The organism is Saccharothrix coeruleofusca (assembly GCF_017876325.1).
Lineage (GTDB): Bacteria > Actinomycetota > Actinomycetes > Mycobacteriales > Pseudonocardiaceae > Actinosynnema > Actinosynnema coeruleofuscum.
Genome location: NZ_JAGINV010000001.1, coordinates 3469665 through 3491474 on the forward strand (window position 1 = coordinate 3469665; position 21810 = coordinate 3491474).

The 21810-nt window shown below is 74.0% G+C and carries 21 protein-coding genes; 8 read left to right on the forward strand and 13 right to left on the reverse strand.

The genetic code is table 11. The features are described from left to right. Positions 1-6: 6 nt before the first annotated feature. Positions 7-1428: a bifunctional phosphatase PAP2/diacylglycerol kinase family protein gene (locus JOF41_RS15605; RefSeq protein ID WP_372448481.1), complete on the forward strand. Its 1422-nt coding sequence runs from the start codon at positions 7-9 to the stop codon at positions 1426-1428. Positions 1429-1593: 165 nt separating this feature from the next. On the opposite strand, the gene prcA is transcribed toward JOF41_RS15605, so the two are convergent. From prcA to JOF41_RS15630, 5 genes are all read right to left on the reverse strand, one after another. Continuing rightward, complete coding sequence (gene prcA / locus JOF41_RS15610) at positions 1594-2391, reverse strand: proteasome subunit alpha (protein ID WP_189227402.1); 798 nt, start codon at positions 2389-2391, stop codon at positions 1594-1596. Positions 2392-2431: 40 nt separating this feature from the next. Next, the gene (gene prcB / locus JOF41_RS15615) at positions 2432-3277 is read right to left on the reverse strand and encodes a proteasome subunit beta (protein WP_189227401.1); all 846 of its coding nucleotides are present in this window, start codon (positions 3275-3277) and stop codon (positions 2432-2434) included. Between the two features lie 31 nt (positions 3278-3308). Then, positions 3309-3503, reverse strand: coding sequence for a ubiquitin-like protein Pup (locus JOF41_RS15620; RefSeq protein WP_189227400.1), 195 nt, complete (start codon positions 3501-3503; stop codon positions 3309-3311). 83 nt (positions 3504-3586) lie between these two features. Further along, positions 3587-5080, reverse strand: a complete 1494-nt coding sequence (dop, locus tag JOF41_RS15625; RefSeq protein WP_189227399.1) for a depupylase/deamidase Dop — start codon at positions 5078-5080, stop codon at positions 3587-3589. A 51-nt stretch (positions 5081-5131) separates the two neighbouring features. After that, complete coding sequence (locus tag JOF41_RS15630; protein ID WP_209619815.1) at positions 5132-7606, reverse strand: FtsX-like permease family protein; 2475 nt, start codon at positions 7604-7606, stop codon at positions 5132-5134. A gap of 102 nt (positions 7607-7708) precedes the next feature. Here JOF41_RS15630 and JOF41_RS15635 point away from each other — a divergent pair, with 102 nt between their 5' ends. After that, the gene (locus JOF41_RS15635) at positions 7709-8230 is read left to right on the forward strand and encodes an NUDIX hydrolase (protein ID WP_209619818.1); all 522 of its coding nucleotides are present in this window, start codon (positions 7709-7711) and stop codon (positions 8228-8230) included. Between the two features lie 43 nt (positions 8231-8273). On the opposite strand, the gene JOF41_RS15640 is transcribed toward JOF41_RS15635, so the two are convergent. Further along, positions 8274-9185 carry an alpha/beta hydrolase family protein gene (locus JOF41_RS15640; protein WP_189227396.1) on the reverse strand — a complete coding sequence of 304 codons (912 nt, stop codon included), beginning with the start codon at positions 9183-9185 and terminating at the stop codon, positions 8274-8276. A gap of 133 nt (positions 9186-9318) precedes the next feature. On the opposite strand from JOF41_RS15640, the gene JOF41_RS15645 reads away from it, so the two are divergent. After that, entirely contained in the window at positions 9319-9900 is a 582-nt protein-coding gene (locus JOF41_RS15645) for a TetR/AcrR family transcriptional regulator (RefSeq protein ID WP_189227395.1), read from the forward strand. On the opposite strand, the gene JOF41_RS15650 is transcribed toward JOF41_RS15645, so the two are convergent. From JOF41_RS15650 to JOF41_RS15660, 3 genes are read right to left on the reverse strand one after another with little or no spacing between them, the layout of a single operon-like run. Continuing rightward, on the reverse strand, positions 9897-10817 hold the full coding sequence (locus JOF41_RS15650; protein ID WP_209619820.1) for an aldo/keto reductase: 921 nt from the start codon (positions 10815-10817) through the stop codon (positions 9897-9899). The genes JOF41_RS15645 and JOF41_RS15650 overlap by 4 nt on opposite strands. A gap of 21 nt (positions 10818-10838) precedes the next feature. Further along, the gene (locus tag JOF41_RS15655) at positions 10839-11606 is read right to left on the reverse strand and encodes an ABC transporter permease (protein ID WP_189227394.1); all 768 of its coding nucleotides are present in this window, start codon (positions 11604-11606) and stop codon (positions 10839-10841) included. Further along, positions 11603-12511 carry an ABC transporter ATP-binding protein gene (locus JOF41_RS15660; protein WP_209619822.1) on the reverse strand — a complete coding sequence of 303 codons (909 nt, stop codon included), beginning with the start codon at positions 12509-12511 and terminating at the stop codon, positions 11603-11605. Before JOF41_RS15660 ends, JOF41_RS15655 begins: the two co-directional genes overlap by 4 nt. Positions 12512-12620: 109 nt before the next feature. Here JOF41_RS15660 and JOF41_RS15665 point away from each other — a divergent pair, with 109 nt between their 5' ends. After that, positions 12621-13721 carry a sensor histidine kinase gene (locus JOF41_RS15665; protein ID WP_209619824.1) on the forward strand — a complete coding sequence of 367 codons (1101 nt, stop codon included), beginning with the start codon at positions 12621-12623 and terminating at the stop codon, positions 13719-13721. Beyond that, the gene (locus tag JOF41_RS15670; protein WP_209619826.1) at positions 13718-14365 is read left to right on the forward strand and encodes a response regulator; all 648 of its coding nucleotides are present in this window, start codon (positions 13718-13720) and stop codon (positions 14363-14365) included. The genes JOF41_RS15665 and JOF41_RS15670 overlap by 4 nt, the downstream gene beginning before the upstream one ends. 55 nt (positions 14366-14420) lie before the next feature. Here the strand turns inward: JOF41_RS15670 and arc are convergent, their stop codons facing one another. Continuing rightward, complete coding sequence (arc, locus tag JOF41_RS15675; protein WP_189227391.1) at positions 14421-16217, reverse strand: proteasome ATPase; 1797 nt, start codon at positions 16215-16217, stop codon at positions 14421-14423. A gap of 242 nt (positions 16218-16459) precedes the next feature. Here arc and JOF41_RS15680 point away from each other — a divergent pair, with 242 nt between their 5' ends. Continuing rightward, positions 16460-17221 (forward strand): Rv0361 family membrane protein, encoded by a 762-nt coding sequence (locus JOF41_RS15680; protein WP_189227390.1) that lies wholly within the window; start codon positions 16460-16462, stop codon positions 17219-17221. Between the two features lie 63 nt (positions 17222-17284). On the opposite strand, the gene JOF41_RS15685 is transcribed toward JOF41_RS15680, so the two are convergent. Then, the gene (locus JOF41_RS15685) at positions 17285-18112 is read right to left on the reverse strand and encodes a tRNA (adenine-N1)-methyltransferase (protein ID WP_189227389.1); all 828 of its coding nucleotides are present in this window, start codon (positions 18110-18112) and stop codon (positions 17285-17287) included. Positions 18113-18183: 71 nt separating this feature from the next. Further along, complete coding sequence (locus JOF41_RS15690) at positions 18184-18729, reverse strand: hypothetical protein (RefSeq protein ID WP_189227388.1); 546 nt, start codon at positions 18727-18729, stop codon at positions 18184-18186. Between the two features lie 101 nt (positions 18730-18830). Between JOF41_RS15690 and JOF41_RS15695 the strand changes: the two genes are divergently transcribed. Both JOF41_RS15695 and JOF41_RS15700 read left to right on the forward strand, forming a co-directional pair. Then, a complete protein-coding gene (locus JOF41_RS15695) occupies positions 18831-19964 on the forward strand; it encodes a sensor histidine kinase (RefSeq protein WP_209619827.1) in 1134 nt (377 codons plus the stop codon). Next, positions 19961-20623, forward strand: coding sequence for a response regulator (locus JOF41_RS15700; protein ID WP_209619829.1), 663 nt, complete (start codon positions 19961-19963; stop codon positions 20621-20623). The genes JOF41_RS15695 and JOF41_RS15700 overlap by 4 nt, the downstream gene beginning before the upstream one ends. On the opposite strand, the gene JOF41_RS15705 is transcribed toward JOF41_RS15700, so the two are convergent. Continuing rightward, positions 20598-21728, reverse strand: coding sequence for a site-2 protease family protein (locus JOF41_RS15705; RefSeq protein WP_209619831.1), 1131 nt, complete (start codon positions 21726-21728; stop codon positions 20598-20600). The two genes, JOF41_RS15700 and JOF41_RS15705, sit on opposite strands and share 26 nt — an antisense overlap. Positions 21729-21810: the final 82 nt, after the last annotated feature.

Sequence of the window (21810 nt, forward strand, 5' to 3'; positions counted from 1 at the left end):
TCAGGTGTGCTCCGACGAGTGAACCGCCTGGACCAGGGCCTGATGCGGCGCTGCGCGGCGCTCCCGGCGACCCCCGCGGACCGGGGTCTGAAGAAGTTGTCCAGGGCGGCGAACCACAGCCTGCTGTGGTTCGCGGTGGCCGCGGTGCTGGCCGCCCGCAGGGGCCGGACCAGGCGCGCGGCGCTGCGCGGGGTGGCCGCCATCGCCGGGGCCAGCGCCGGGGCCAACCTGGTCGGCAAGACGCTGTTCCCGCGCCGCAGGCCCGCCGCCGACCTGCTGCCGGTGCCGCGCAGGCTGACCAAGCGGCCCACCTCGTCGTCCTTCCCGTCCGGCCACGCGGCCTCGGCGGCGGCGTTCACCGCGGCGGTGGCGATGGAGTCCCCGACCGCCGCGGCGGTGGTCGGGCCGGTCGCGGCGGCGGTGGCTTACTCGCGGGTGCACACCGGCGTGCACTGGCCCTCCGACGTGCTGGCGGGCGCGCTGCTGGGCACCACCGTGGGCCTGGCGACGCGGCGCTGGTGGCCGCTGGGCCGCGAAGAACCCGCGTCGGCCTACGAGCACGCCGCGCTGGAGCCGCTGACCGACGGCGAGGGCCTGGTCGTGGTGGTGAACCCGCAGGCGGGCGGCGCGGACCCGACGGAGGCCATCACCCAGGAGTGGCCCAAGGCCACCCTGGTGGGCGTGGCGGACCTGCCCACCGCGGTGGCCGACCACGCGCCGCGCGCGCTGGGCGTGGCGGGTGGCGACGGCACCGTGGCGGCGGTCGCGGCGGTGGCCGCCGAGCACCGGTTGCCGATGGTGCTGGTCCCGTCCGGGACGCTGAACCACTTCGCGCGCGACGTGGGCGTGGACGGCCTGGACGACACCGCGCGGGCCGTCTCGGCGGGCGACGGGGTGCTGATCGACCTGGCCTCGGTGTCGGTGGACGGCGCGGCGCCCCGGTGGTTCGTCAACACCGCCAGCCTCGGCGGCTACCCGGACATGGTCCGGCTGCGTGAGCGCCTGCAGGACCGGTGGGGCAAGTGGCCCGCGGCGGCCATCGCGCTGGCCGAGGTGCTGCGCACGTCCCGACCCCTGCGGGTGGAGCTCAACGGCGAGCCGCACCTGGTGTGGATGCTGTTCGTGGGCAACGGGCCGTACCGGCCCAAGGGCTTCGCCCCCACCGTGCGCCCCGCGCTGGACGCCGGGCTGCTGGACGTGCGCTACATCCGCGCCGACACCCGGTTCTCCCGCGCCCGGTTCTTCCTCGGGGCGCTGCTGGGCTCGCTGCACCACAGCCGGACCTACCGGCACCTGGAGACGCGCGCCCTGGAAGTGCGGGTCTTCGACGCGGCCGTGGCCATCGCCACCGACGGCGAGGTGGGCCCGACCGGCACGGCGTTCTCGTTCCGCTCCCAACCCGCCGCCCTGGGCATCTACCGACCGTGACACCCGGCGCGAGTCGCGCGTTCGGGCACTGCGAACTGAGCGTTCGCGCACCTCGGGTAGTAGTTACCCGCCCTGGTGAGGGCCTCGGGTGGTACTTGCTGACGCGGCCTGGAGCACGTGTGAGGCCCGGCTCGCGGGAGCGGGCCGGGCCTCACACGTGTCGGATCAGGACTTGTTGTCGTCCGGTGGCAGGCTGGCGTCGGTGACGGGCTTGCTCTTGCCCTCGTCCTTGGCCTCCGGCTCGGCGGGCGCCGCGTCGGAGGTGGGCAGCAGCGGGGCCAGCGCGGCACCGACGATGCGGCGGAACGCCCGGCGCGGGCGGTCCCGCTCCAGCACCGCGACCTCCAGCTTGGCGGAGTCGAGCAGGTCCGGCTTGCCGTTGCCGGTGCTGGTGCTGCCGTTGCTGAGCGCCTTGACCGCCAGGCGCACCGCGTCGGCCAGTGCCAGGCCCTCGGCGTAGCTCTCCTTCAGGGCGGTGCCGGTCGCCTCGGCCTGCCCGCCCATCACCACGTACTGCGGCTCCTCCACGATCGAACCGTCGTAGGTCAGCCGGTACAGCGTGTCCTCTTCCGCGGAGTGGCCGACCTCGGCCACGCAGATCTCCACCTCCAGGGGCTTGATCTCCTGGGTGAAGATCGAGCCCAGGGTCTGGGCGTAGACGTTGGCCAGCGAGCGGCCGGTCACGTCGCGCGGGTCGTTCTGGTACCCGCGCACGTCGGCGAACCGGATGCCCGCCTGCCGCAGGTTCTCGAACTCGCTGTAGCGGCCGACCGCGGCGAAGCCGATGCGGTCGTAGATCTCGGAGACCTTGTGCAGGGTGCTGGACGGGTTCTCGGCGACGAACAGCACCCCGTCGGCGTACCTGAGCACGACGACGCTGCGGCCCCTCGCGATGCCCTTCCTGGCGTACTCCGAGCGGTCCCGCAGGATCTGCTCGGGTGAGGCGTACAACGGCAACGTCACTGGTGCGGCTCCCGTGTTCGGCGGATGGTGATCACGGTGGTCAGCCCGTCGGGCTGGTCCGACGGGCTTCCACGACGGCTTCGGCCTGGGCCGCGACCTGGTCCTCGGACAGGTACGCCGCGCCGTCGGCCGTGATCGTGACGACCACCGGGTAGATCTTGCGGACGGTGTCGGGGCCGCCGGTGCCCGAGTCGTCGTCCGCGGCGTCGTAGAGCGCCTCGATCGCGCTGCGCACGGCCGCCTCGGCGTCCGCGTCGGGGTTGTAGAGCTTCTTCAGCGCCGACTTGGCGAACAGCGAGCCCGATCCCACGGCCTGGTAGCCCTGGGACTCCTCGTAACGGCCGCCGGTGACGTCGTAGGACACGATCCGGCCCGCGCGCTCGGGATCGGGCGCGTCGATGTCGAAGCCCGCGAACAGCGGCACCACGGCCAGCCCCGCCAGCGCCGCGTCGAGGTTGCCCTTGATCATGCCGGAGAGCCGGTTCGCCTTGCCGTCCAGCGACAGCGAGACGCCCTCGATCTTCTCGTAGTGCCGCAGCTCCACCGCGTACAGCCGGACGATCTCGACCGCGATGCCCGCCGTGCCCGCGATGCCCACCGCCGAGTAGTCGTCGGTGATGAAGACCTTCTTCATGTCCCGCTGGGCGATGACGTTGCCCATCGTGGCCCGCCGGTCCCCGGCGATCACCACGCCGCCGCGGAAGGTCAGTGCCACGATCGTGGTGCCGTGGGGTGCCTGGACGGTCCCCTCGGGCAGCCGCTGCGGCGAGGGCAGCAGCTCGGGCGCCTGCGCGCGCAGGAAGTCGACGAACGAAGAGGACCCCGGCCTGAGGTAGGCCGGGGGCAGCGACGCGGCCGGGTAGTGCCCGGTCGAGCTGAGGTCCATGTGTGGGTTCTTCTCCTGTCCCGCCAGCGGCCTACTGGCCGCCCTTTTGCACGTACGCGCGGACGAAGTCCTCGGCGTTCTCCTCCAGGACGTCGTCGATCTCGTCGAGGATCGCGTCCACGTCCTCGCCGAGTTTCTCGCGGCGTTCCTGGCCCGCCGCCGCCGCGGCGTCGCCGCCGTCGTCGCCGTCACCGCCGCCTTGGCGCTGAACCTGTTCCTGGGCCATGTCGACCTCCCGGTCCTCGGGTCGTGCACGTCAACCCTACCCATCGAGTGTGACAATTTTCGTCTACCACTCGGGTAAGTTGATCAGCCCCTGGTCAGCGCCTCCACCAGCTGCTCGGCCGTCTCGGCGGCCTCCAGCAGCGCGCCGACGTGCGCCTTGGTGCCGCGCAGGGGCTCCAGAGTGGGGATGCGCACCAGCGACTCGCGGCCCAGGTCGAAGATCACCGAGTCCCACGACGCGGCGGCCACCGAGGTCGGGTAGCGCTCCAGGCAGCGGCCGCGGAAGTAGGCCCTGGTGTCCTCCGGCGGCGCGAGCACGGCCGCGCGCACCTCCTCCTCGCTGACCAGGCGCTTCATCGAGCCGCGGGCCACCAGCCGGTTGTACAGGCCCTTGTCCAGCCGCACGTCGGCGTACTGCAGGTCGACCAGGTGCAGCCGGGGCGAGCCCCAGGCCAGCCCGTCGCGCGCCCGGTAGCCCTCCAGCAGCCGCAGCTTGGCGGGCCAGTCCAGCCGGTCGGCGCACTCCTGCGGGTCGCGGGCCAGCGCGTCGAGCACCTCGCCCCACACCCGCAGCACGTCGCGGTCGCCGACGCCCTCCTGCTCGACGAACTGCGAGGCCCGCTCGAAGTAGGCGAACTGCAGGTCCAGGCCGGTGAACTTGCGCCCGCCCGCCAGCTCCACGCGGGTCTTGAGCGTCGGGTCGTGGCTGATCTGGTGCACCGCGCGGACCGGGTCCAGCAGGCGCAGGTCGTCGAACCGCCTGCCCGCCTCGATCATGTCCAGCACCAGCGAGGTGGTGCCCACCTTCAGGTAGGTGGAGTACTCGGCGAGGTTGGCGTCGCCGATGATCACGTGCAGCCTGCGGTACTTGTCCGCGTCGGCGTGCGGCTCGTCGCGGGTGTTGATGATGCCGCGCTTGAGCGTGGTCTCCAGGCCGACCTCGACCTCGATGTAGTCCGAGCGCTGGGACAGCTGGAACCCGGCCTCCTCGCCCGCCGGGCCGATGCCGACGCGGCCGGAGCCGACCACGACCTGCCGGGAGGCGAAGAACGGGGTCAGGCCCGCGATCACCGCCGTGAACGGGGTGCTGCGCGCCATCAGGTAGTTCTCGTGGGTGCCGTAGCTGGCGCCCTTGCCGTCGACGTTGTTCTTGTACAGCTGCAGGCGCGGCTGGCCGGGGACGGTGGCGGCGCGCATGGCCGCCTCCTCCATCACCCGCTCGCCCGCCTTGTCCCAGATCACCGCGTCGCGGGCGTTGGTGACCTCGGGCGCGGAGTACTCCGGGTGCGCGTGGTCGACGTAGAGCCGCGCGCCGTTGGTGAGGATGACGTTGGCCGCGCCGAGGTCTTCCACGTCGCTGTCGCCGGGGTGGCCGCCGGGGGCGCCGAGGTCGAACCCCCGCGCGTCGCGCAGCGGGGACTCGACCTCGTAGTCCCACCGCGCGCGCCGGGCGCGCGGTATGTCGGCGGCGGCCGCGTAGGCCAGCACCACCTGCGTGGAGGTCAGCACCGGGTTGGCGGTCGCGTCACCCGGCACCGCGATGCCGTACTCGACCTCGGTTCCCATGATCCGCCGCATAGCTGCAGCCTACGACCTACGGCGGGCACCGCGCGGCACCCACGCGCGTTTTCAGCCTGCCGCCAACCCCGCGGCGGGTCGGACGCGGGCCGCGCCGCGGGCGGGTCCGGCCGCGGCCAGCACCGCCAGGACCACCACGCCCAGCCCGCCCAGCAGCAGCGGAGGCACCGCCGCGGTCGGCCAGGTGAACACCCCGAGCGCGGCCATCGCCAGCTCCGCGTACACCAGCCCGAACACCCCGCCGCCGAGCAAGCCGACCAGCGACAGCAGCACCGCCTCGGCGACCACGCCGCCCTGGATGCCGCCCCTGGTCACGCCCAGCGCGCGGCGCAGCGCCAGCTCCTTGCGGCGCTCCTGCACCGAGATCGCCAGCGCGGTGCCGATGCCGGTGACCGCGACCGCCGCGGACAGGCCCAGCAGCACCATCAGCAGCGTGGTGCCCATGTCCAGGTAGCGCTGGCTGCGCGCGGCGATGTCGGCCCTGGTCGTCACCAGCACGGTGGGCGCGCCCGCCAGCACCTCGCGCACGCCGTCGCGGTAGGCGGCCGGGTCGGCGGCGGGTTCCAGCGCCACCAGGACGCGGGAGGCGGGCGCGATGGACGGGTCGGCCAGCACCGCGGAGGCCTCGACCAGCTCGCCGGGGTAGGTGCCCGCGAACGTGGCGGTGCGCGCCCCGCCGGGCATCCCGTAGAGCGTCACGGCGTGCCCGAGCCGCGCGTCGAGCCGCTGCGCGGTCCCCTCCGACAGCAGCACCTGGCCCGTCGCGAAGTCGGGGGCGTCCGCCTGCTGGGCGGCCAGCCAGTCCCGCATCCGCCGCGGATCGGCGCCCGCGACCGTCATGGTCCTGCTCTCGCCCTGGGCGTCGACCTCCGCGCTCTCGGCCTCGTGCAGGACGACGGAGGCTTCCGCTCCTGGCCGCCGCACGGCGGCCTCCGCCCCGGCGGGCAGGGGGCGGTCGCCCACGTCGGCGACCATGACGTCCGGGCGCGACGCGCCGCTGAACTCGTCCTCTACGCGCTGCGCGGTGCCGACCGCGACCGCGAAGAAGGTCACCATGGCCGCGGCCAGCACCAGCGGCATGGCCACCGACGCGGCGCGCCGCGGCACCCGGCGCACCTCGGCGGCGGCCAGCTTCCACTGCGCGCCGCCGAAGCGGCCCGCGATGTGCCCGAAGAGCAGGCCCAGCGCGGGCACCACGACGGGGCCGAGCACGCCGAACAGCCCGGCCATCGCGGCGATGCCGGAGAACAGCACGAGGAAGACCGCGCCGATCGAGCCCTTCGCGAGCACCCCCAGCGCGGCCAGCGCGACCGCGGTGCCCACCAGCAGCAGGCCGAGGACCAGCCGCCTGCGCGCCACGGCCGCGTCCGGGGTCCCCCCTTCGGAGGACCGCAACGCCGACAGCGGGGCCACCCGCGCGGCGGCCAGCGACGGCCGCACCGCGGCGAACGCGCTGAGCGCGGCGGCGACGAACCCGCCGAGCAGCAGGTGGTCGGCCGAGGGCAGCAGCCGAGGGCTCAGCTCGACCGCGCCCAGCACCGCCGACAGGCCGGTCGCGTCGAACAGGCGGGCCAGCAGCAGGGCGACCGGGCCGCCCAGCAGCGCGCCCAGCACGCCCGCCACCGCGCCCGTGAACAGCGCTTCGAGCAGGTTGGCGCGCAGCAGCGGGGCCCGGTGGGCGCCCAGGCAGCGCAGCAGCGCGGTGGTGCGCTGCCGCTGCGCGTAGACCGCGCGGAAGGTCGCCGAGGAGACGAACACGGAGGTGGCCAGCGCCAGGACGCTGAACGGCAGCAGCATCACCCGCAGGTCGTCGGCGTCGTCCGCCGCGGCGGCGACGACCTGCGCGGCGGACCGCACCGCGAAGCCCTCGCCCAGCGCCCGCTCGACGGCCGCCGCGTGGCCGCCCCGCACGTGCGCCTCCACCACCCGCGGCGTCCCCAGTTTCGCGGCCAGGTCCTCGCCGACCACGACCAGCGGCTCCTCGCTCAGCGACCCGCGCTCGGTGACGCCTCGGACGACCACGTCCAGCGGCCTGCCCCGCGCGTCGGCGACCCGCATCGCCGAGCCGGGGCCCAGGCCGTGCTGGTGGGCGGTGACCCGGTCGAGCGCGATCTCCCCGTCGCGCGCGGGGGTGCGGCCGTCCCGGATCGGGATGCGGTGCAGCTCCGCCCGGTCGGGCTCGACGTCGGCGTCGGCCCGCTGGCTCCCCGCGCGGCCCCCGTCGAGCAGCAGGTCGACGCGCACCTGCCGGACCGGCACGACCTCCGCGACGCCGGGCAGCGCGGCGACCCGGTCCAGCGCGGCTTGGTCCAGCACGGCCCCGCCGGACGTGCCGGGCCGCACGACGTGGTCGACCCCGGCGGGCACCGCGGGCGCGGTCTGCTCGACGGCTTGGACCATGGCCTGGCTGAGCACCAGCGAGGCCAGCAGGCAGGCGACGCCGACGACCAGGGCGACACCGGGCAGCACCGCTCGGCCCGGCCGGGAGCGGAACTCGGCCACCGCGAGCCGCAGGGATGTGGGCACGATTCCTCCTCGTGACGTGGACGTCACGAAGGTAGGAACGGGGTTCGTCGGCGGGCGTCGGCCCGCGGTAGCACGATCGGGTACGACCGGAGGAGGACGATCGTGGAGCTGGTGGCGCTGGTGGACCCCGACGGCACGCCGGTCGGGTCGGCGACGCGGGCGCGGGTGCGGGCCGAAGGGCTGTGGCACGCGTGCGCGGCCATCGTGGTGACCTCGCTGGACGGGCGGCGGCTGTACGTGCACCGCCGCACCGACACCAAGGACGTCTACCCCGGCCTGTACGACCCGACGTGCGGCGGCGTGGTCGCGGCCGGGGAGACGCCCGACGAGTGCGCGCGCCGCGAGCTGGCCGAGGAGCTGGGCGTCACCGCGCCGCTGACGCCGCTGTTCCGGTCGCGGTTCGTCGACGGGACCATCCGCTACGTCGCGCACGTCTACCTGGCGCGCAGCGACGGTCCGTTCCACCACCAGTCCGAGGAGGTCGCCTGGGGCGGGTGGGTGGACGTGGCGGAGGTCCGGCGGCTGGTCGCCGACCCCGACTGGCCGGTGGTGCCGGATGGCCGGGAGCTGGTTCGGATGTGGTTCGACGGCGGTGGTCCGCGCTTTCGCGACGGCGGGTGGTAGTCAGCGGCCCGCGCGGGCGCCTCGGGTAGTACTTGCAGGCGGCTCAGCGGGATTCGAGGCGGCCCAGTGGTCGGGGGCTGTCGGCCAGCTCCTTCCGCGCCGCCGCCCAGCTGTCGTCCTCGACGCCGAGGGCGTGGCGCAGGTAGGCCCAGGTGATCCGCTGCAGCAGGGCGACCCGTTCGGGGTTGTCGTCCGTGGTCTCCTTGGCCTCGTAGCCGGGGATGCCGCCGAGCGAGTGCTCTGCCCCGAACAGGGTGAGCAGACTCTTGCCGCCGGGGCTGAGGAAGTACGGGTCGGTCATCCAGTCCGGTCCCCGAACGGTCAGCGGGGAGTCGTCCCGGTCCCCGGCGACCACGAGCGCGGGCGTGGTCATGGTCGTGAAGTCGGGGTTGAGGAACGGGAAGTTCTCGGCCGCGAACGGCGTCAGGTCGGCTCCGCCCCGTCCGGCCGTGGCCAGCAGCACGCCGGCCGCGACCCTGGGGTCGGACAGGTCCTGCCCTCCCCCGCCCGCCGGGTCGAGGACCCGCAGGCCCAGCAGGTTGCCCGCCGTCTGGCCGCCGAAGGAGTGCCCGGCCACGGCGATCCGGTCGCGGTCCAGGCGGCCCGCGAGGCCGGGGACGGCGGCTTCCAGCACGTCGAGCCGGTCGAGGACGAGCTTGACGTCCTCGACGCGGAAGCGCCAGATCCGCGGGGTGCGGGGGTCGTCCGGGGGGATGCCCAGCGTGCGCGAGTCGAGGTGGGTGGGTTGGACCACCGCGAAGCCGTGGGCGGCCCAGAAGTCGGTCAGGGGGCCGTAGCCGTCCATCGACGAGCCGAAGCCGTGCGAGAAGACGACGATCGGCAGTCCGTCGCCGGTCACCGGCGCGGACACCCGCACTCGCAGGTCCTCGCCGCGGCCGGGGGCGGGCAGCGCGACCGGTTTGACCGAGATGACGGGCAGGGCTGTTCCAGTCATGGGGAGTCTTCCTCGTAGTGACCCGTGGTGGGGCCGGCGGCGCCGACCTGGCACCATGTAAGCGGGACAGCGTCCCGTTTTAAGCATACGGGACAGTGTCCCGCTTAGCCGGGGCGATGGGAGGCAACGCGCGGTGGACGACGGCGATCGGGGGACGGCCCGTCCCAAGCGGGCGGACGCGCGGCGCAACCAGGAGGCCCTGCTCGACGCGGCCGCCTCGGTCTTCGTGACCTCCGGCGTGGAAGCGCCGATACGCGACATCGCCGCCGCGGCGGGCGTCGGGACGGCGACCATCTACCGCCACTTCCCGACGCGGGCGGACCTGATCGTCGCCGTCTACCGGCACCAGGTCGAATCCCTCGCCCAGGCCGGTCCCGTCCTGCTGGCGACCAGCCCCACCCCGTACGCCGCGCTGCGGCGGTGGATGGACGCGTTCGTCGACTTCGTGATCACCAAGCAGGGGCTCGCCGCCGTGCTGCAGTCCGACGACCCCTGCTTCGACCCCCTGCACACCTACTTCCTCGACCACCTCGTGCCGGTGTGCGCCCGACTGCTGGACGCCGCCGCAGCTTCCGGCGAGATCCGGGACGACCTGGCGGCCTACGAGCTGATGCGCGGCGTCGGGGGCATCTGCGCGGGCGCGGGCAAGAACCGCCGCTACGACGCGCGCCGACTGGTGGCGGTCCTCGTCGCGGGGCTGGCGGTGAAGGACTAGTTCCAGGGCAGGGAGGCTCGGGTGGCCCAGTAGCGCTCGGCGGGCTCGGCCAGCTCGGCCATGGCGTCGGGGGCCAGCTCGACCTCGCGCGCGGCCAGGTTGGCGCGCAGCTGGTCCGGGCTGGCCGCGCCGGAGAGCACCACGTCGACCCACGGCTGGGCGCGCACCGCGGCCAGCGCGATCGCGTCGGGCCCCACCCCGTGCTCGGCGGCCAGCTCGCGGACGCGGCGCGGCGGGTCCACCGCGAGCCTGCCGTTGGCCAGCCCCTCCTTGACCAGCACCTCGGCCCCCGCCTCGTGCGCGAGCGCCAGCGCGGGCCCCACCGAGGGCTCCAGCACGTTCCAGGTGGACTGCACCGCGTCGAACAGCCGCCGCCCGGCCACCTCCACCTCCAGCCCCCGGCGCACCGCCTCGCCCTGGCGCGGTCCGGAGGTGGACAAGCCCAGCCGCACCCCGGAGTCGCGCAGCGCCCCCAGTGCGGCGAGCAGCTCGGAATCGCCGAACAGCGGGCTGTCGTCGGTCAGCGAGTGCACCTGGTACAGCTCGACACCGGCCCCCAGCAGCGACTCGGTCTCCCGCCACTGCCGGGTGAAGCGGTCCAGCGAGTGCTCCTTGACCTCGTGGGTGTCCGCGTCGCGCCGCCAGTCGGCCACGTAGGCGTAGCCCCACTTGCTGGACACCCGCACGTCGCGGTGCCCCCGGTCGGCCAACCACTCGGCCAGGAACTCCTCGGCGCGCCCGTAGGAGCGGGCCGCGTCCACCCGGCGCACGCCCGCCGCGTACGCCGCGTCCAGCACGGCGTGGCAGGCGCGCCGCATGGCGTCGACGTCGCGGTGTTCGGGCAGCGCCCGCTCGCGACCGAGGTTGATGTAGGCGGGCCTGCCGAGGGCGGCCAGGCCGAGGGCGAAGTCGGGCACGGCGATCACGGTAACCGGCGCTCAGGCGTCCCGGCGCAGCAGCACCGCCGCGCCCGCGCCCAGCGACACCGCGGCGTAGGCCACCATCACCAGCCCCGCGCCCCACGGCGTCAGCGACGGGTCCGCCATGGCCCCCGTCAGCTGCGGCGCCAGCACCCCCGGAGTCAGCGCGTAGAGCCGCTCGTCCCACGGCTGCGGCAGCATCAGCACCAGCACCGGGAGGACGAACAGCAACCCGCACAGCGCCACCAGCGTGCCCGCCGTGGAGCGCAGGACGAAGCCGAGGCCCAGGCCGAGCAGCGCCAGCAGCGCCAGCGCCGCGGCGTTGGCCAGCACGGCGGACCAGAGGGCGGCGGAGGAGTCGAACGCCGCGATCGGCGCGGGCCGGTCACCGGTGATCAGCTCACCGGACAGGGCCGCCGCGCTGGCCACCACCAGGCCCAGCACGACCGCGCCACCGCCCACCACGGCGGTCTTGGCCAGCAGCAGCGTCCGGCGGCGGGGCACCGACACCAGCGCCGTTCGGATCATGCCGCTGCCGTATTCGGAGGTGACCGCCAGCGCGCCCAGCACGCCGAACAGGAACTGGCCGAAGGGCACCACCATGACGCTGGGGTCGGCGCTGCCGAACCGGGCCCGCTGCTGCGGCGGCGAGGTGTCCCAGTCGGCGGTCATCAGGTACGCCACCGCGCTCCCGGCCAGCAGCGTCAGCAGCAGCGCCAGCAGCAGGTAGCCGGTGGAGCGCACCGAGCGGAGCTTGAGCCACTCCGAGGCGATCACGTCGGTCATCGGTCGGTCCCCCCGGCGCGGTGATCCACGCTGTCGTCGGTCAGTTCGAGGTAGGCCTCCTCCAGCGACGCTCCGCGCGGCGTCAGCTCGTGCACCGGCAGCCGCGCCGCCGCGGCCAGGTCCGCGATGCCCGGCGCGTCCAGGTCGCGCACGAGCAGCGCCCCCGCCTCCTCGCGCACGGTGGCCCCGGCGGCCCGCAGCGCGGCGGTCGGCTCGGCGGGACGGGGCGTGCGCACCAGCACGTCGCGCCGGAAGCGGTCGCTGAGCTCCCGCACGGACGCTTCGAGGATCAGCTTGCCCCGCCCGACGACGACCACCCGGTCGGCGGTCAGCGCCATCTCGCCCATCAGGTGGCTGGACACCAGCACCGTGCGGCCCTCGGCGGCCAGCGACCGCATCAGCCGCCTGATCCACCGGATGCCCTCCGGGTCCAGCCCGTTGACCGGCTCGTCGAACAGCAGCACGCCCGGATCGCCCAGCAGCGCCGCGGCCACGCCCAGCCGCTGCCTCATGCCCAGCGACAGCGCGCCGACCCGCCTGCGCGCCGCCCCGGCCAGGCCCACCTCCTCCAGCACCGCGACGACCCGCTTGTCGCCGATGCCGTTGCTGCGGGCCAGCACTCGCAGGTGGTCGTAGGCGGTCCGACCGCCGTGCGCGGCACTCGCGTCCAGCAGCGCGCCGACGTGGTGCATCGGTCGCGGGATCTCGGCGTAGCGTCGCCCGCCCACCAGCGCTTCGCCGCTGGTGGGTCGGTCGAGGCCGAGAACCGCTCGCATGGTGGTCGACTTGCCCGCGCCGTTGGGCCCGAGGAACCCGGTCACGCAGCCGGGCCCGACGGCGAAGGACAGGCCATCCACGGCCTTCGTGGCGCCGTAGCGCTTGGTCAGCTCACGCACTTCGATCACGCGGCTCAGCGTCGCGGGTCGACGCGCCGGGCGGATCGGACGGCGGTCCACGACGGACATCGGACCGTGGTCCGATCCACCGGGGCGCGCGGCCGGCTACGGTCGGCCGGTGACCTCCCGCGTGATCCGCCTGCTGCCCACCGCGTACCTCGTCGCGCTGGACGTGGCGGCCGCCGCGGTGGTGACGATGCTGTACCTGCACTTCGCCCAGGTGAGCACCGCGCCGCTGTGGCTGGGCTACCCGCTGGCGTTCCTGGTCGGGGCGCCGCTGGCGGTGCGCCGCAAGTGGCCGCTACCGGTGCTGGCCGTGGTGCTGACCGCGCAGAACGCGGGCACCGTCGCGGACATCACCCTGGAGATGTACACGCCTTCGGCGTTCGCCCTCTACATGGTCGGGGTGGAGGTGCCCCGGAGGCGCTCGGTGGCCGCGCTGGCGGTCAGCCTGGCGACGGCCGCGGTGGCGCTGTTCATCGGCCAGCCGTGGCCCGACGACATCGGCCTCGCCCTGGCCGTCGCGCTGGTGCTGGCCTCGTCGTGGATGCTGGGCCGCACTGTGCGCCTGCGCCGCGCCTACGACGCGCGGACCGCCGTCGAGGAGGCGTCGCGGGCCGTCGCGCGGGAGCGGCTGCGCATCGCCCGCGAGCTGCACGACGTGGTGGCGCACAGCCTCAGCGTGATCGCGGTCAAGGCGGGCGTGGCCAACCACGTCGAGGACGCCGCGGTCGCCCGCGAGGCGCTGGGGGTGATCGAGCGGACCAGCCGCGGCACGCTCGTGGAGATGCGCAGGCTGCTGGGGGTGCTGCGGGACGAGGGCGGCGAGGCCGAGCTGGCGCCCCTGCCGGGGCTGGCGGATCTGCCGGACCTGGCCGCCAGCGCGGCGCTGGCGGGGGTCGAGGTGTCGCTGCGGGTCAGCGGCGGGGACGTGCCCGACGGGGTGGGGCTGGCGGTGTACCGGATCGTCCAGGAGTCGGTGACCAACGTGGTCAAGCACGCCGCGCCCGCGCGGTGCGAGGTGGCCGTGGCCGTCGAGGCGGAGTCGGTGCGGGTCGAGGTGACCGACGACGGGCCGGGGGGCCGGTCGCTGCCGGGAGGGGACGGGCACGGCCTGGCCGGGATGCGGGAGCGGGTGGACCTCTACGGTGGCACGCTGACCACCGGCCCGGCGCACGCGGGCGGGTTCCGGGTGCTGGCGGAGGTGCCGTTCACGTGATCGAGGTGGTCATCGTCGACGACCAGGCGCTGCTGCGCGGCAGCTTCCGCGTCCTGGTGGACTCCGCGCCCGACCTGCGCGTGGTGGGCGAGGCGGGCGACGGCGCGACGGCCTGCGAGGTGGTGCGGCGCACGTCGCCGGACGTGGTGCTGATGGACGTGCGGATGCCCGGCGTGGACGGCATCGAGGCCACCCGGCGGATCGCCGGGGACGGCGACCACGCCAAGGTCCTCGTGCTCACCACGTTCGACCTGGACGAGTACGTCTACGCGGCGCTGCGCGCCGGGGCCAGCGGGTTCCTGCTCAAGGACACCCCACCCGCGGACCTGCTGGCCGCGATCCGCGTGGTCGCGGCGGGCGAGGCCCTGCTCTCGCCGCGGGTGACCAAGCGCCTGATCGCCGAGTTCGGTCGCAGGCCCGCGCCGCGGTCGGTGACCCTGGCCGGCGTCACCGACCGGGAGCGCGAGGTGCTCTCGCTGATCGCGCGCGGCCTGTCCAACGCCGAGATCACCCAGGTCCTGCACCTGTCGGTCGGGACGGTCAAGACGCACATCGGCCGCCTGCTGCACAAGCTGCAGGCGCGCGACCGGGCGCAACTGGTGATCGCCGCCTACGAGTCCGGCCTGGTCACCGCCGGGGGCTGACGTGCGACTCCCCCTCCCCCGGCGCGGGCGGGGAAGGGGGAGCGCCGGTCGCGGCCTACAGGTACTGGCCGGTGTTGGTCGCCGTGTCGATCGCCCGGCCGGACTCCTGGTTCTTCCCGGTCACCAGGGTGCGGATGTAGACGATCCGCTCGCCCTTCTTGCCCGAGATGCGCGCCCAGTCGTCCGGGTTGGTGGTGTTGGGCAGGTCCTCGTTCTCGGCGAACTCGTCCACTATCGCGTCCAGCAGGTGCCGGACCGACAGGCCGGGCTGCTTGGTGTCCAGCAGCGACTTGATCGCCGCCTTCTTCGCCCGGTCGACGATGTTCTGGATCATGGCCCCGGAGTTGAAGTCCCGGAAGTACAGGACCTCCTTGTCACCGTTGGCGTAGGTGACCTCCAGGAACCGGTTCTCGTCGGACTCCTCGTACATCCGCTCGACGGTGTGCTGCACCATGCCCTGGATGCAGGCCGCCGGGTCGCCGCCGAACTCGGCCAGGTCGTCGGCGTGGATCGGCAGGTCGGGCGTGAGGTACTTGTTGAAGATGTCCTTCGCGCCCTCGGCGTCGGGCCGCTCGATCTTGATCTTCACGTCGAGGCGGCCGGGCCGCAGGATCGCCGGGTCGATCATGTCCTCGCGGTTGGAGGCGCCGATGACGATGACGTTCTCCAAGCCCTCCACACCGTCGATCTCGCTCAGCAGCTGCGGCACGATCGTGGTCTCCACGTCGGAGGACACGCCGCTGCCCCTGGTGCGGAAGATCGAGTCCATCTCGTCGAAGAACACGATCACCGGGGTGCCCTCGGAGGCCTTCTCGCGCGCCCGCTGGAAGATCAGCCGGATGTGCCGCTCGGTCTCGCCGACGAACTTGTTGAGCAGCTCCGGGCCCTTGATGTTGAGGAAGTAGGACTTGGCCTCGCGGTGGTCGTCCCCGCGCGCGGCGGCGACCTGCTTGGCCAGCGAGTTCGCCACCGCCTTGGCGATCAGCGTCTTGCCGCAGCCGGGGGGGCCGTAGAGCAGCACGCCCTTGGGCGGGCGCAGCTTGTACTCGCGGAACAGGTCGGCGTGCAGGAACGGCAGCTCCACCGCGTCGCGGATCTGCTCGATCTGCCTGCCCAGACCGCCGATGTCGGTGTACTTGACGTCCGGGACCTCCTCCAGCACGAGGTCCTCGACCTCGGCCTTGGGGACCCGCTCGTAGGCGAAGCCCGCCTTCGAGTCCACCAGCAGCGAGTCGCCCGCCTTGAGCGGCGCGTCCAGCAGCGGCTGCGCCAGCCAGACCACCCGCTCCTCGTCGGCGTGCCCGACCACCAGCGCCCGGCCCACCGAGCCCTCGGCCTCGGACTCCAGCACCTCGCGCAGCGTGCACACCTCGCCGATGCGCTCGAAGTCGCCGCCCTCGACCACGGTCAGCGCCTCGTTCAGGCGCACCGACTGGCCCATGACCAGCGACGACGCCTCCACCGCAGGCGAAACCGAGACCCGCATCCGACGGCCGGAGGTGAACACGTCCACCGTGCCGTCCTCGAACCTGTTCAGGAACACTCCGTAGCCGCTGGGCGGCTGGGCCAGGCGGTCGACCTCCTCGCGCAGCGCGAGCAGCTGGCTCCGTGCTTCTCGAAGGGTGTCGATGAGCTTGGTGTTGCGCTCGGTCAGTTGGCTGACGCGTTCCGTCGCCTCCGCCAATCGCTGTTCCAACAGGCGGACGTGTCGTGGGGATTCCGTCAACTTGCGGCGCAGCAACGCGATCTCGTCCTCCAGGAACCTGATCTGCGCTGCCAGCTCACCAGAGTTGTTGCCATTGTTCAGCTCGCCGCCCTCATCGGGCTGGCTGCCGGGATGACCGTGCTGCATGTCGGCACCCTCCTCCCGTGTTCGTACGACAACGGTACCGGCGATCACCGACAAAAGCGGCCACCCTCTGGCCGGTCGGGCGTGGTGCGATCACGCATTCCGCTCGCTCGGCCGGACCAACTGCTCCATACCGGTGTCAGCCGGAACCGCCTACCCGCTACGGTGCGTCCGATAACGAGTCCCACACTGACGTGTTCCCGGCAGTGTCCAACGCCACCAGCGGCGAGTTCTAGGAGAACGTGATGTCCGTCCCGCCCCAGCAGCCGGGTCCGTACGGCCAGCAGCCTGGCCCATTCGGCCAGCAACCAGGCCAGTTCGGTCAGCAGCCGGGGTACGGCCAGCAGCCGGGCGGCTACCCGCCGCCGCCCCAGGGCTTCCCACAGGGTGGGCAGCAGCCGGGGTACGGGCCGCCCTCGGGTGGTTTCGGGCAGCCCGGTCAGCCCGGTCCTGGGCAGCCGCCGTACGGCCAGCCCGGTCACCCCGGCCCCTACGGCCAGCAGCCCGGTTACGGCCAACCGGGTGGTTTCGGCGATCCCTACGGCGCACCGCCGCGGAAGAAGAGCCCGCTGCCCTGGGTCCTGGGCGGCGTCGGCGCGCTGGTGGTGATCGGCGTGGTGATCACGCTGGTGCTCACCATGGGCGGCGGCAGCGCCGAGGACACCGCCCAGGCCTACGTCAAGCAGCTCAACAGCAACGCGGCCGCGAAGGACTCCGGGATGAAGGAGCTGCTGTGCGCCGCCGACCGGAAGAAGGTCGACGAGATCACCGACGAGGGCATCGCCGCGCCGTCCGAGCCGGATTCGAAGCTCAAGGACATCAAGGCGACCTACACCCTCGGCGAGGTCACCGAGAACGGTGACACCGCCCAGGCCACGGTCAACGCGAAGTTCTCCAACGTCCCCGAGGACCTCAAGGAGTTCATCAAGGACGGGCCGCAGAAGGTGAAGCTGGTCAAGGAGGACGGCGACTGGAAGGTCTGCGGCATGTTCGAGTTCGAGCGCTGACCGACCCGCCCACCGAACGCGCCGCACGGCCCGTGCGCTCGTCGCACGGGCCGTTTTCGCTGCTCAGCCCTTGGACGGGCGGCGCTGCGGCCGGGGCGGCGTGACGCCGTCGGCCAGCCTGCGGGTGGTCAGCAGGAACGCGGTGTGCGCGATCATCCGGTGCTCCGGCCGCACCGCCAGGCCGACCACGTGCCACGGCCGCACCAGGGTCTCCCAAGCCTGCGGCTCGGTCCAGTGCTGCTGCTCGCGCAGCGCCTCGGTGACCTTGGACAGCTGCGTGGTGGTGGCCACGTAGACCACCAGCACGCCGCCGGGGATCAGGCTGCGGGCCACCGTGGGCAGCACGTCCCACGGGGCGAGCATGTCCAGCACGACCCGGTCCACCTCGCCCTCGTGGTCGGCCAGGTCGCCCACGGTCAGCGACCAGTTGCCGGGGCGCTCGCCGAAGAACTGCTCGACGTTGCGCACCGCGTGGTCGGCGTGGTCCTGGCGCACCTCGTAGGAGGTGACGCTGCCCTTCTCCCCCACCGCGCGCAGCAGCGAGCAGGTCAGCGCGCCCGAGCCCGCGCCCGCCTCCAGCACCCGCGCGCCGGGGAAGACGTCGCCGTACATGACGATCTGGGCGGCGTCCTTGGGGTAGATCACCTGCGCGCCGCGCGGCATGGACAGCACGTAGTCGGCCAGCAGCGGACGCAGCGCCAGGAACGAGGTGCCGCCGACGGAGGTCACCACCGACCCCTCCGGCTGCCCGATCAGCTTGTCGTGCGGCAGCGCGCCGCGGTGGGTGTGGTACTCCTTGCCCGGTTCGAGCACGATGGTGTAGTGCCGTCCCTTCGGGTCGGTCAACTGCACCCGGTCTCCGGGCTGGAACGGACCACTGGCGGTGCTCACCGCGGCGAACCTCCTGCTAAAAGCACGCGAACAACAGCGCACGATGGTCGCAGAAGGCCCGCGGCGGCCGGTCAGCGGCCTCGGCTGAGCTCGCGCGCGGTCACCCAGACCGGCCAGCCGACCAACCAGATCACGCCCACCACGCCCAGGCCGCCCAGCTGGCCCCACAGCGGCGCGGTGCGCGCCGGGTCGCCCGCCACCAGGGTGAGCAGCCCGACCACGGCCGCCGCCACGGCCGTGGCCAGCACGAACTTGCCCCACTCCCGCCACTCGTAGCGCACCCGCGCCTGCCCGTGCTCGGGCGGCTTGACCGGCGGCGGCCCACCGGCGAACCGGTGGGCGACGCGCTGGTCGGCCCAGCGCAGGACGGAGTGCCCGAACGCGACGCTGAAGCCCAGGTAGACGGCGGCCAGCCCGTGCGCGGTCCGGGCCTGACCGCCGGTGGCCAGGTCCAGCGCCGCCGCGACCAGCAGCACCACGTCCACCAGCGGCGTGCCCATCAGCAGCACCGCGCCCAGCCGTGGCCTGCGCAGCGCGTACCGGGCCACCAGCCCCGCCGCCAGCACCACCCAGAAGCCGACCTCGCACGCCACGATCACCCACACCAGCGGTTCCACGGTGTGGAGCGTGCCGCCCGCGCACGACGCGCGTCGTCGGCGGAGCGGACCACAGCGCGTCATCACTTCGTAGGACGAGCCGGGCCCGGCCGTGTGCTGTGATGACCGGTGTGCTGATCCGCTCGACGCGCCGCGACGTGCTGGTGGCGCTCGGGTCCTTCGCCCTGGGCGCCCTGGCCTACCTGCTGGGCCTGGACCGGATGTGGGGTTCGGGCGACCACGCCTCCACCGGGGTGCGGCTGGCCCTGCTGGGCGTGGCCTGCGCCGGGCAGCTGTTCCGGCACACCGCTCCCCCGCTCGCCCTGGCCGTCGTGGTGGCCGCCTGCGCGGCCGACACCGCGCTGGGGTCCAGCCTGCCGGTGACCGGGGTGATGATCGACGTGCTGCACGTGGCCGCGCTGGACGGCTCGCGGCGGCTGCACCGGGTGATCAGGGCCGCCGTGGCGGTGATCACCGTGGCGGTGGTGGCGGTGGTGGCGGTGCTGGGTGACTGGCGGCAGTCGCTCGGCGCGGGGCTCCAGGTGTTCTCGCTGCTCATCGTGCCGGTGTGGTGGGCGGCCAACATCCGGGAGCACCGGGAGGGCGCGGAGCGGGTGGCCCGGATGGCCGAGCTGGACCGCAGGGCCGCGGTGAGCGCCGAGCGCGCCCGGATGGCCCGCGACCTGCACGACGTGGTCGCCGGGCACCTGTCGGCCATCGCGATCCAGTCCGAGGCGCTGCTGTCCGCTCCGGGCAAGGACCCCGAGCTGGTGCGCACGGTGCTGAAGTCGGTGCGCGAGAACAGCCTGCGGTCGTTGACCGAGATGCGCACCATGATCGACGTGCTGCGGGCGGACGACCCGGTGGACGAGCCGGTGACCGCGCGGCTGGGCGAGGTGGGTCGGCTGGTGGAGTCGGCCCGCGCGGGCGGGCTGCGCGTGGGTGCGGTGGTCGGGAACGTGGACGGGCTGCCGGTAGCCGTCGACGTCGCGGCGTACCGGATCGTGCAGGAGTCGCTGACCAACGCGCTCAAGCACGCGCCCCGATCGGAGGTGTCCCTGGTGGTGGAACGGCAGGTCAGGAGGCTGGTGGTGGTCGTGCGCAACCCGCTGCGCGACGGCGTGGCGCGGGGGACGGGGACGGGGCTGGTGAGCATGGCCGAACGCGCGCACGCGGTGGGCGGGTCCTTCCGCGCCGGGCCGGTGGACGGCGGGTGGGTCGTGCGGGCGGAGCTGCCCCTGGGGACGGCGCTGTGAGCGCGGGGGCGGTCCGGGTGCTGGTGGCCGACGACCACGCGGCCATCCGCGCGGGCCTGGTGATGATCCTGGGCGGGGCCCCCGACGTGGAGGTGGTCGGCGAGGCCGCCGACGGCGAGCGGGCCGTGCGGCTGGCCCGCGAGCTGCGGCCGGACGTGGTGCTGATGGACGTGCGGATGCCCGGCTTGGACGGCATCGAGGCGACCCGGCGGCTGGCGGGCGTGTGCGAGGTGCTCGTGCTGACCACGTTCGACCTCGACGAGTACGTGCACGGCGCGCTGCGGGCGGGCGCGGCGGGCTTCCTGCTCAAGTCGGTGGACGCGCCCGCGCTGGTCGAGGCGGTGCGGCGGGTCGCGGCGGGTGACGGGGTGCTCGCGCCGAGCGTGACCCGGCGGCTGATGCGCGAGTTCGCCTCGGCGCCGCCGCGCGCCCGCCCGGCGAACCTGGACGCGCTCACCGAGCGGGAGCTGGAGGTGCTGCGCTGCCTGGGCGAGGGGCTGTCCAACCACCAGATCGGCCGCAGGCTGCACATCGGCGAGACCACGGTGAAGACGCACGTCTCCCGCGTGCTGGCCAAGCTGGACCTGCGGTCGCGGGTGCAGGCGGCGATCCTGGCGCAGGACGCCGGGCTGCTCAGCGGCGGTTCAGCGCGGCCTTGAGGTCCTCCCGGCGCAGCACGCCAGCGGGCCGCCCCTCCAGGTCCACCACCAGGTACTCCCAGGCGGCGGTGCCGTGCACGCGCTCGGCCACCTCGTCGCCGGGCTCGTTCTCCAGCAGCACGGTCTCCGGCCGGATCGGCACCGCGGCCTGCTCTGCGGGCGCGTGCGGGGAGGTGCTGGCCAGCCTGCGCGCCAGCTCCCGGTCCAGCAGGCCGGCGGCCACCCCGTCGGCGCGCACCAGCACCACGCCGCGCCCGGCGGAGGCCGACAGCGCCCCGGACACCGGGCTCTCGGCGGGCAGCTGCAGCACCGGGCGGACCAGCTCCCCCAGGGTCAGCCCCTCCGGCCAGGCGCGCCTGCGCTCGGCGGACAGCTCGCCGCGCGCGCCCGCGACCACGAACCACGCGGTGAGCAGGCACGCCCCGAAGCGCAGCCAGCGGTCCTCGGTGCCTTCCAGCACGCCCCACACCGCCCAGGCCACCAGCAGCGCGGCCACGACACCGCCGCCCACGACCGCGGCCCTGGTGCCCGAGGCCCGGTGGCCGGTCAGCGCCCACACCCCCGCGCGCAGGATGCGCCCGCCGTCCAGCGGCAGGCCGGGCAGCAGGTTGAACACCGCCACCGCGGCGTTGGCGAACGCGGTCTGCGCGACCAGCAGCCACACCGCGTCGCGCACGGGCATGGCGTGCGCGGCCAGGCCGAAGGCGCCCGCGAGCACCACCGACACCACCGGTCCGGCGACGGCGACCAAACCCTCGTGGCCGGGTTTGCCGGGGGTGCGCATGACCTCGGACACCCCGCCCAGCAGGAACAGCCGCAGCCTGCGCACCGGCAGGCCCAGCCGCAGCGCCACCAGGCAGTGCCCCAGCTCGTGGGCCAGCACGGACAGGCCGAGGAACACCGCGAAGGTGGCGGCCAGCAGCACGCCGGCCAGCCCGCTCGCGTCCGGTGAGATCCGGCTCGCCAGCGGCGCGTAGAGCACCACGATGGCCGCCGACCCCAGCCACCACGAGGGCGCCAGCAGCACCGGCACCCCCGCCGCGCGGAACAGCGGCAGCCCGCCGTCGCGGCCCGCCTGCCGACGCCAACTCCCGGTGCTCGCCACGGGGGAAGCCTAGGGGCCCCGGTGTCAGGCCGCGGTGTTGAACGCGGTGTCGAACGCGGCGCCGAGCGGCACGCGGGTCTTG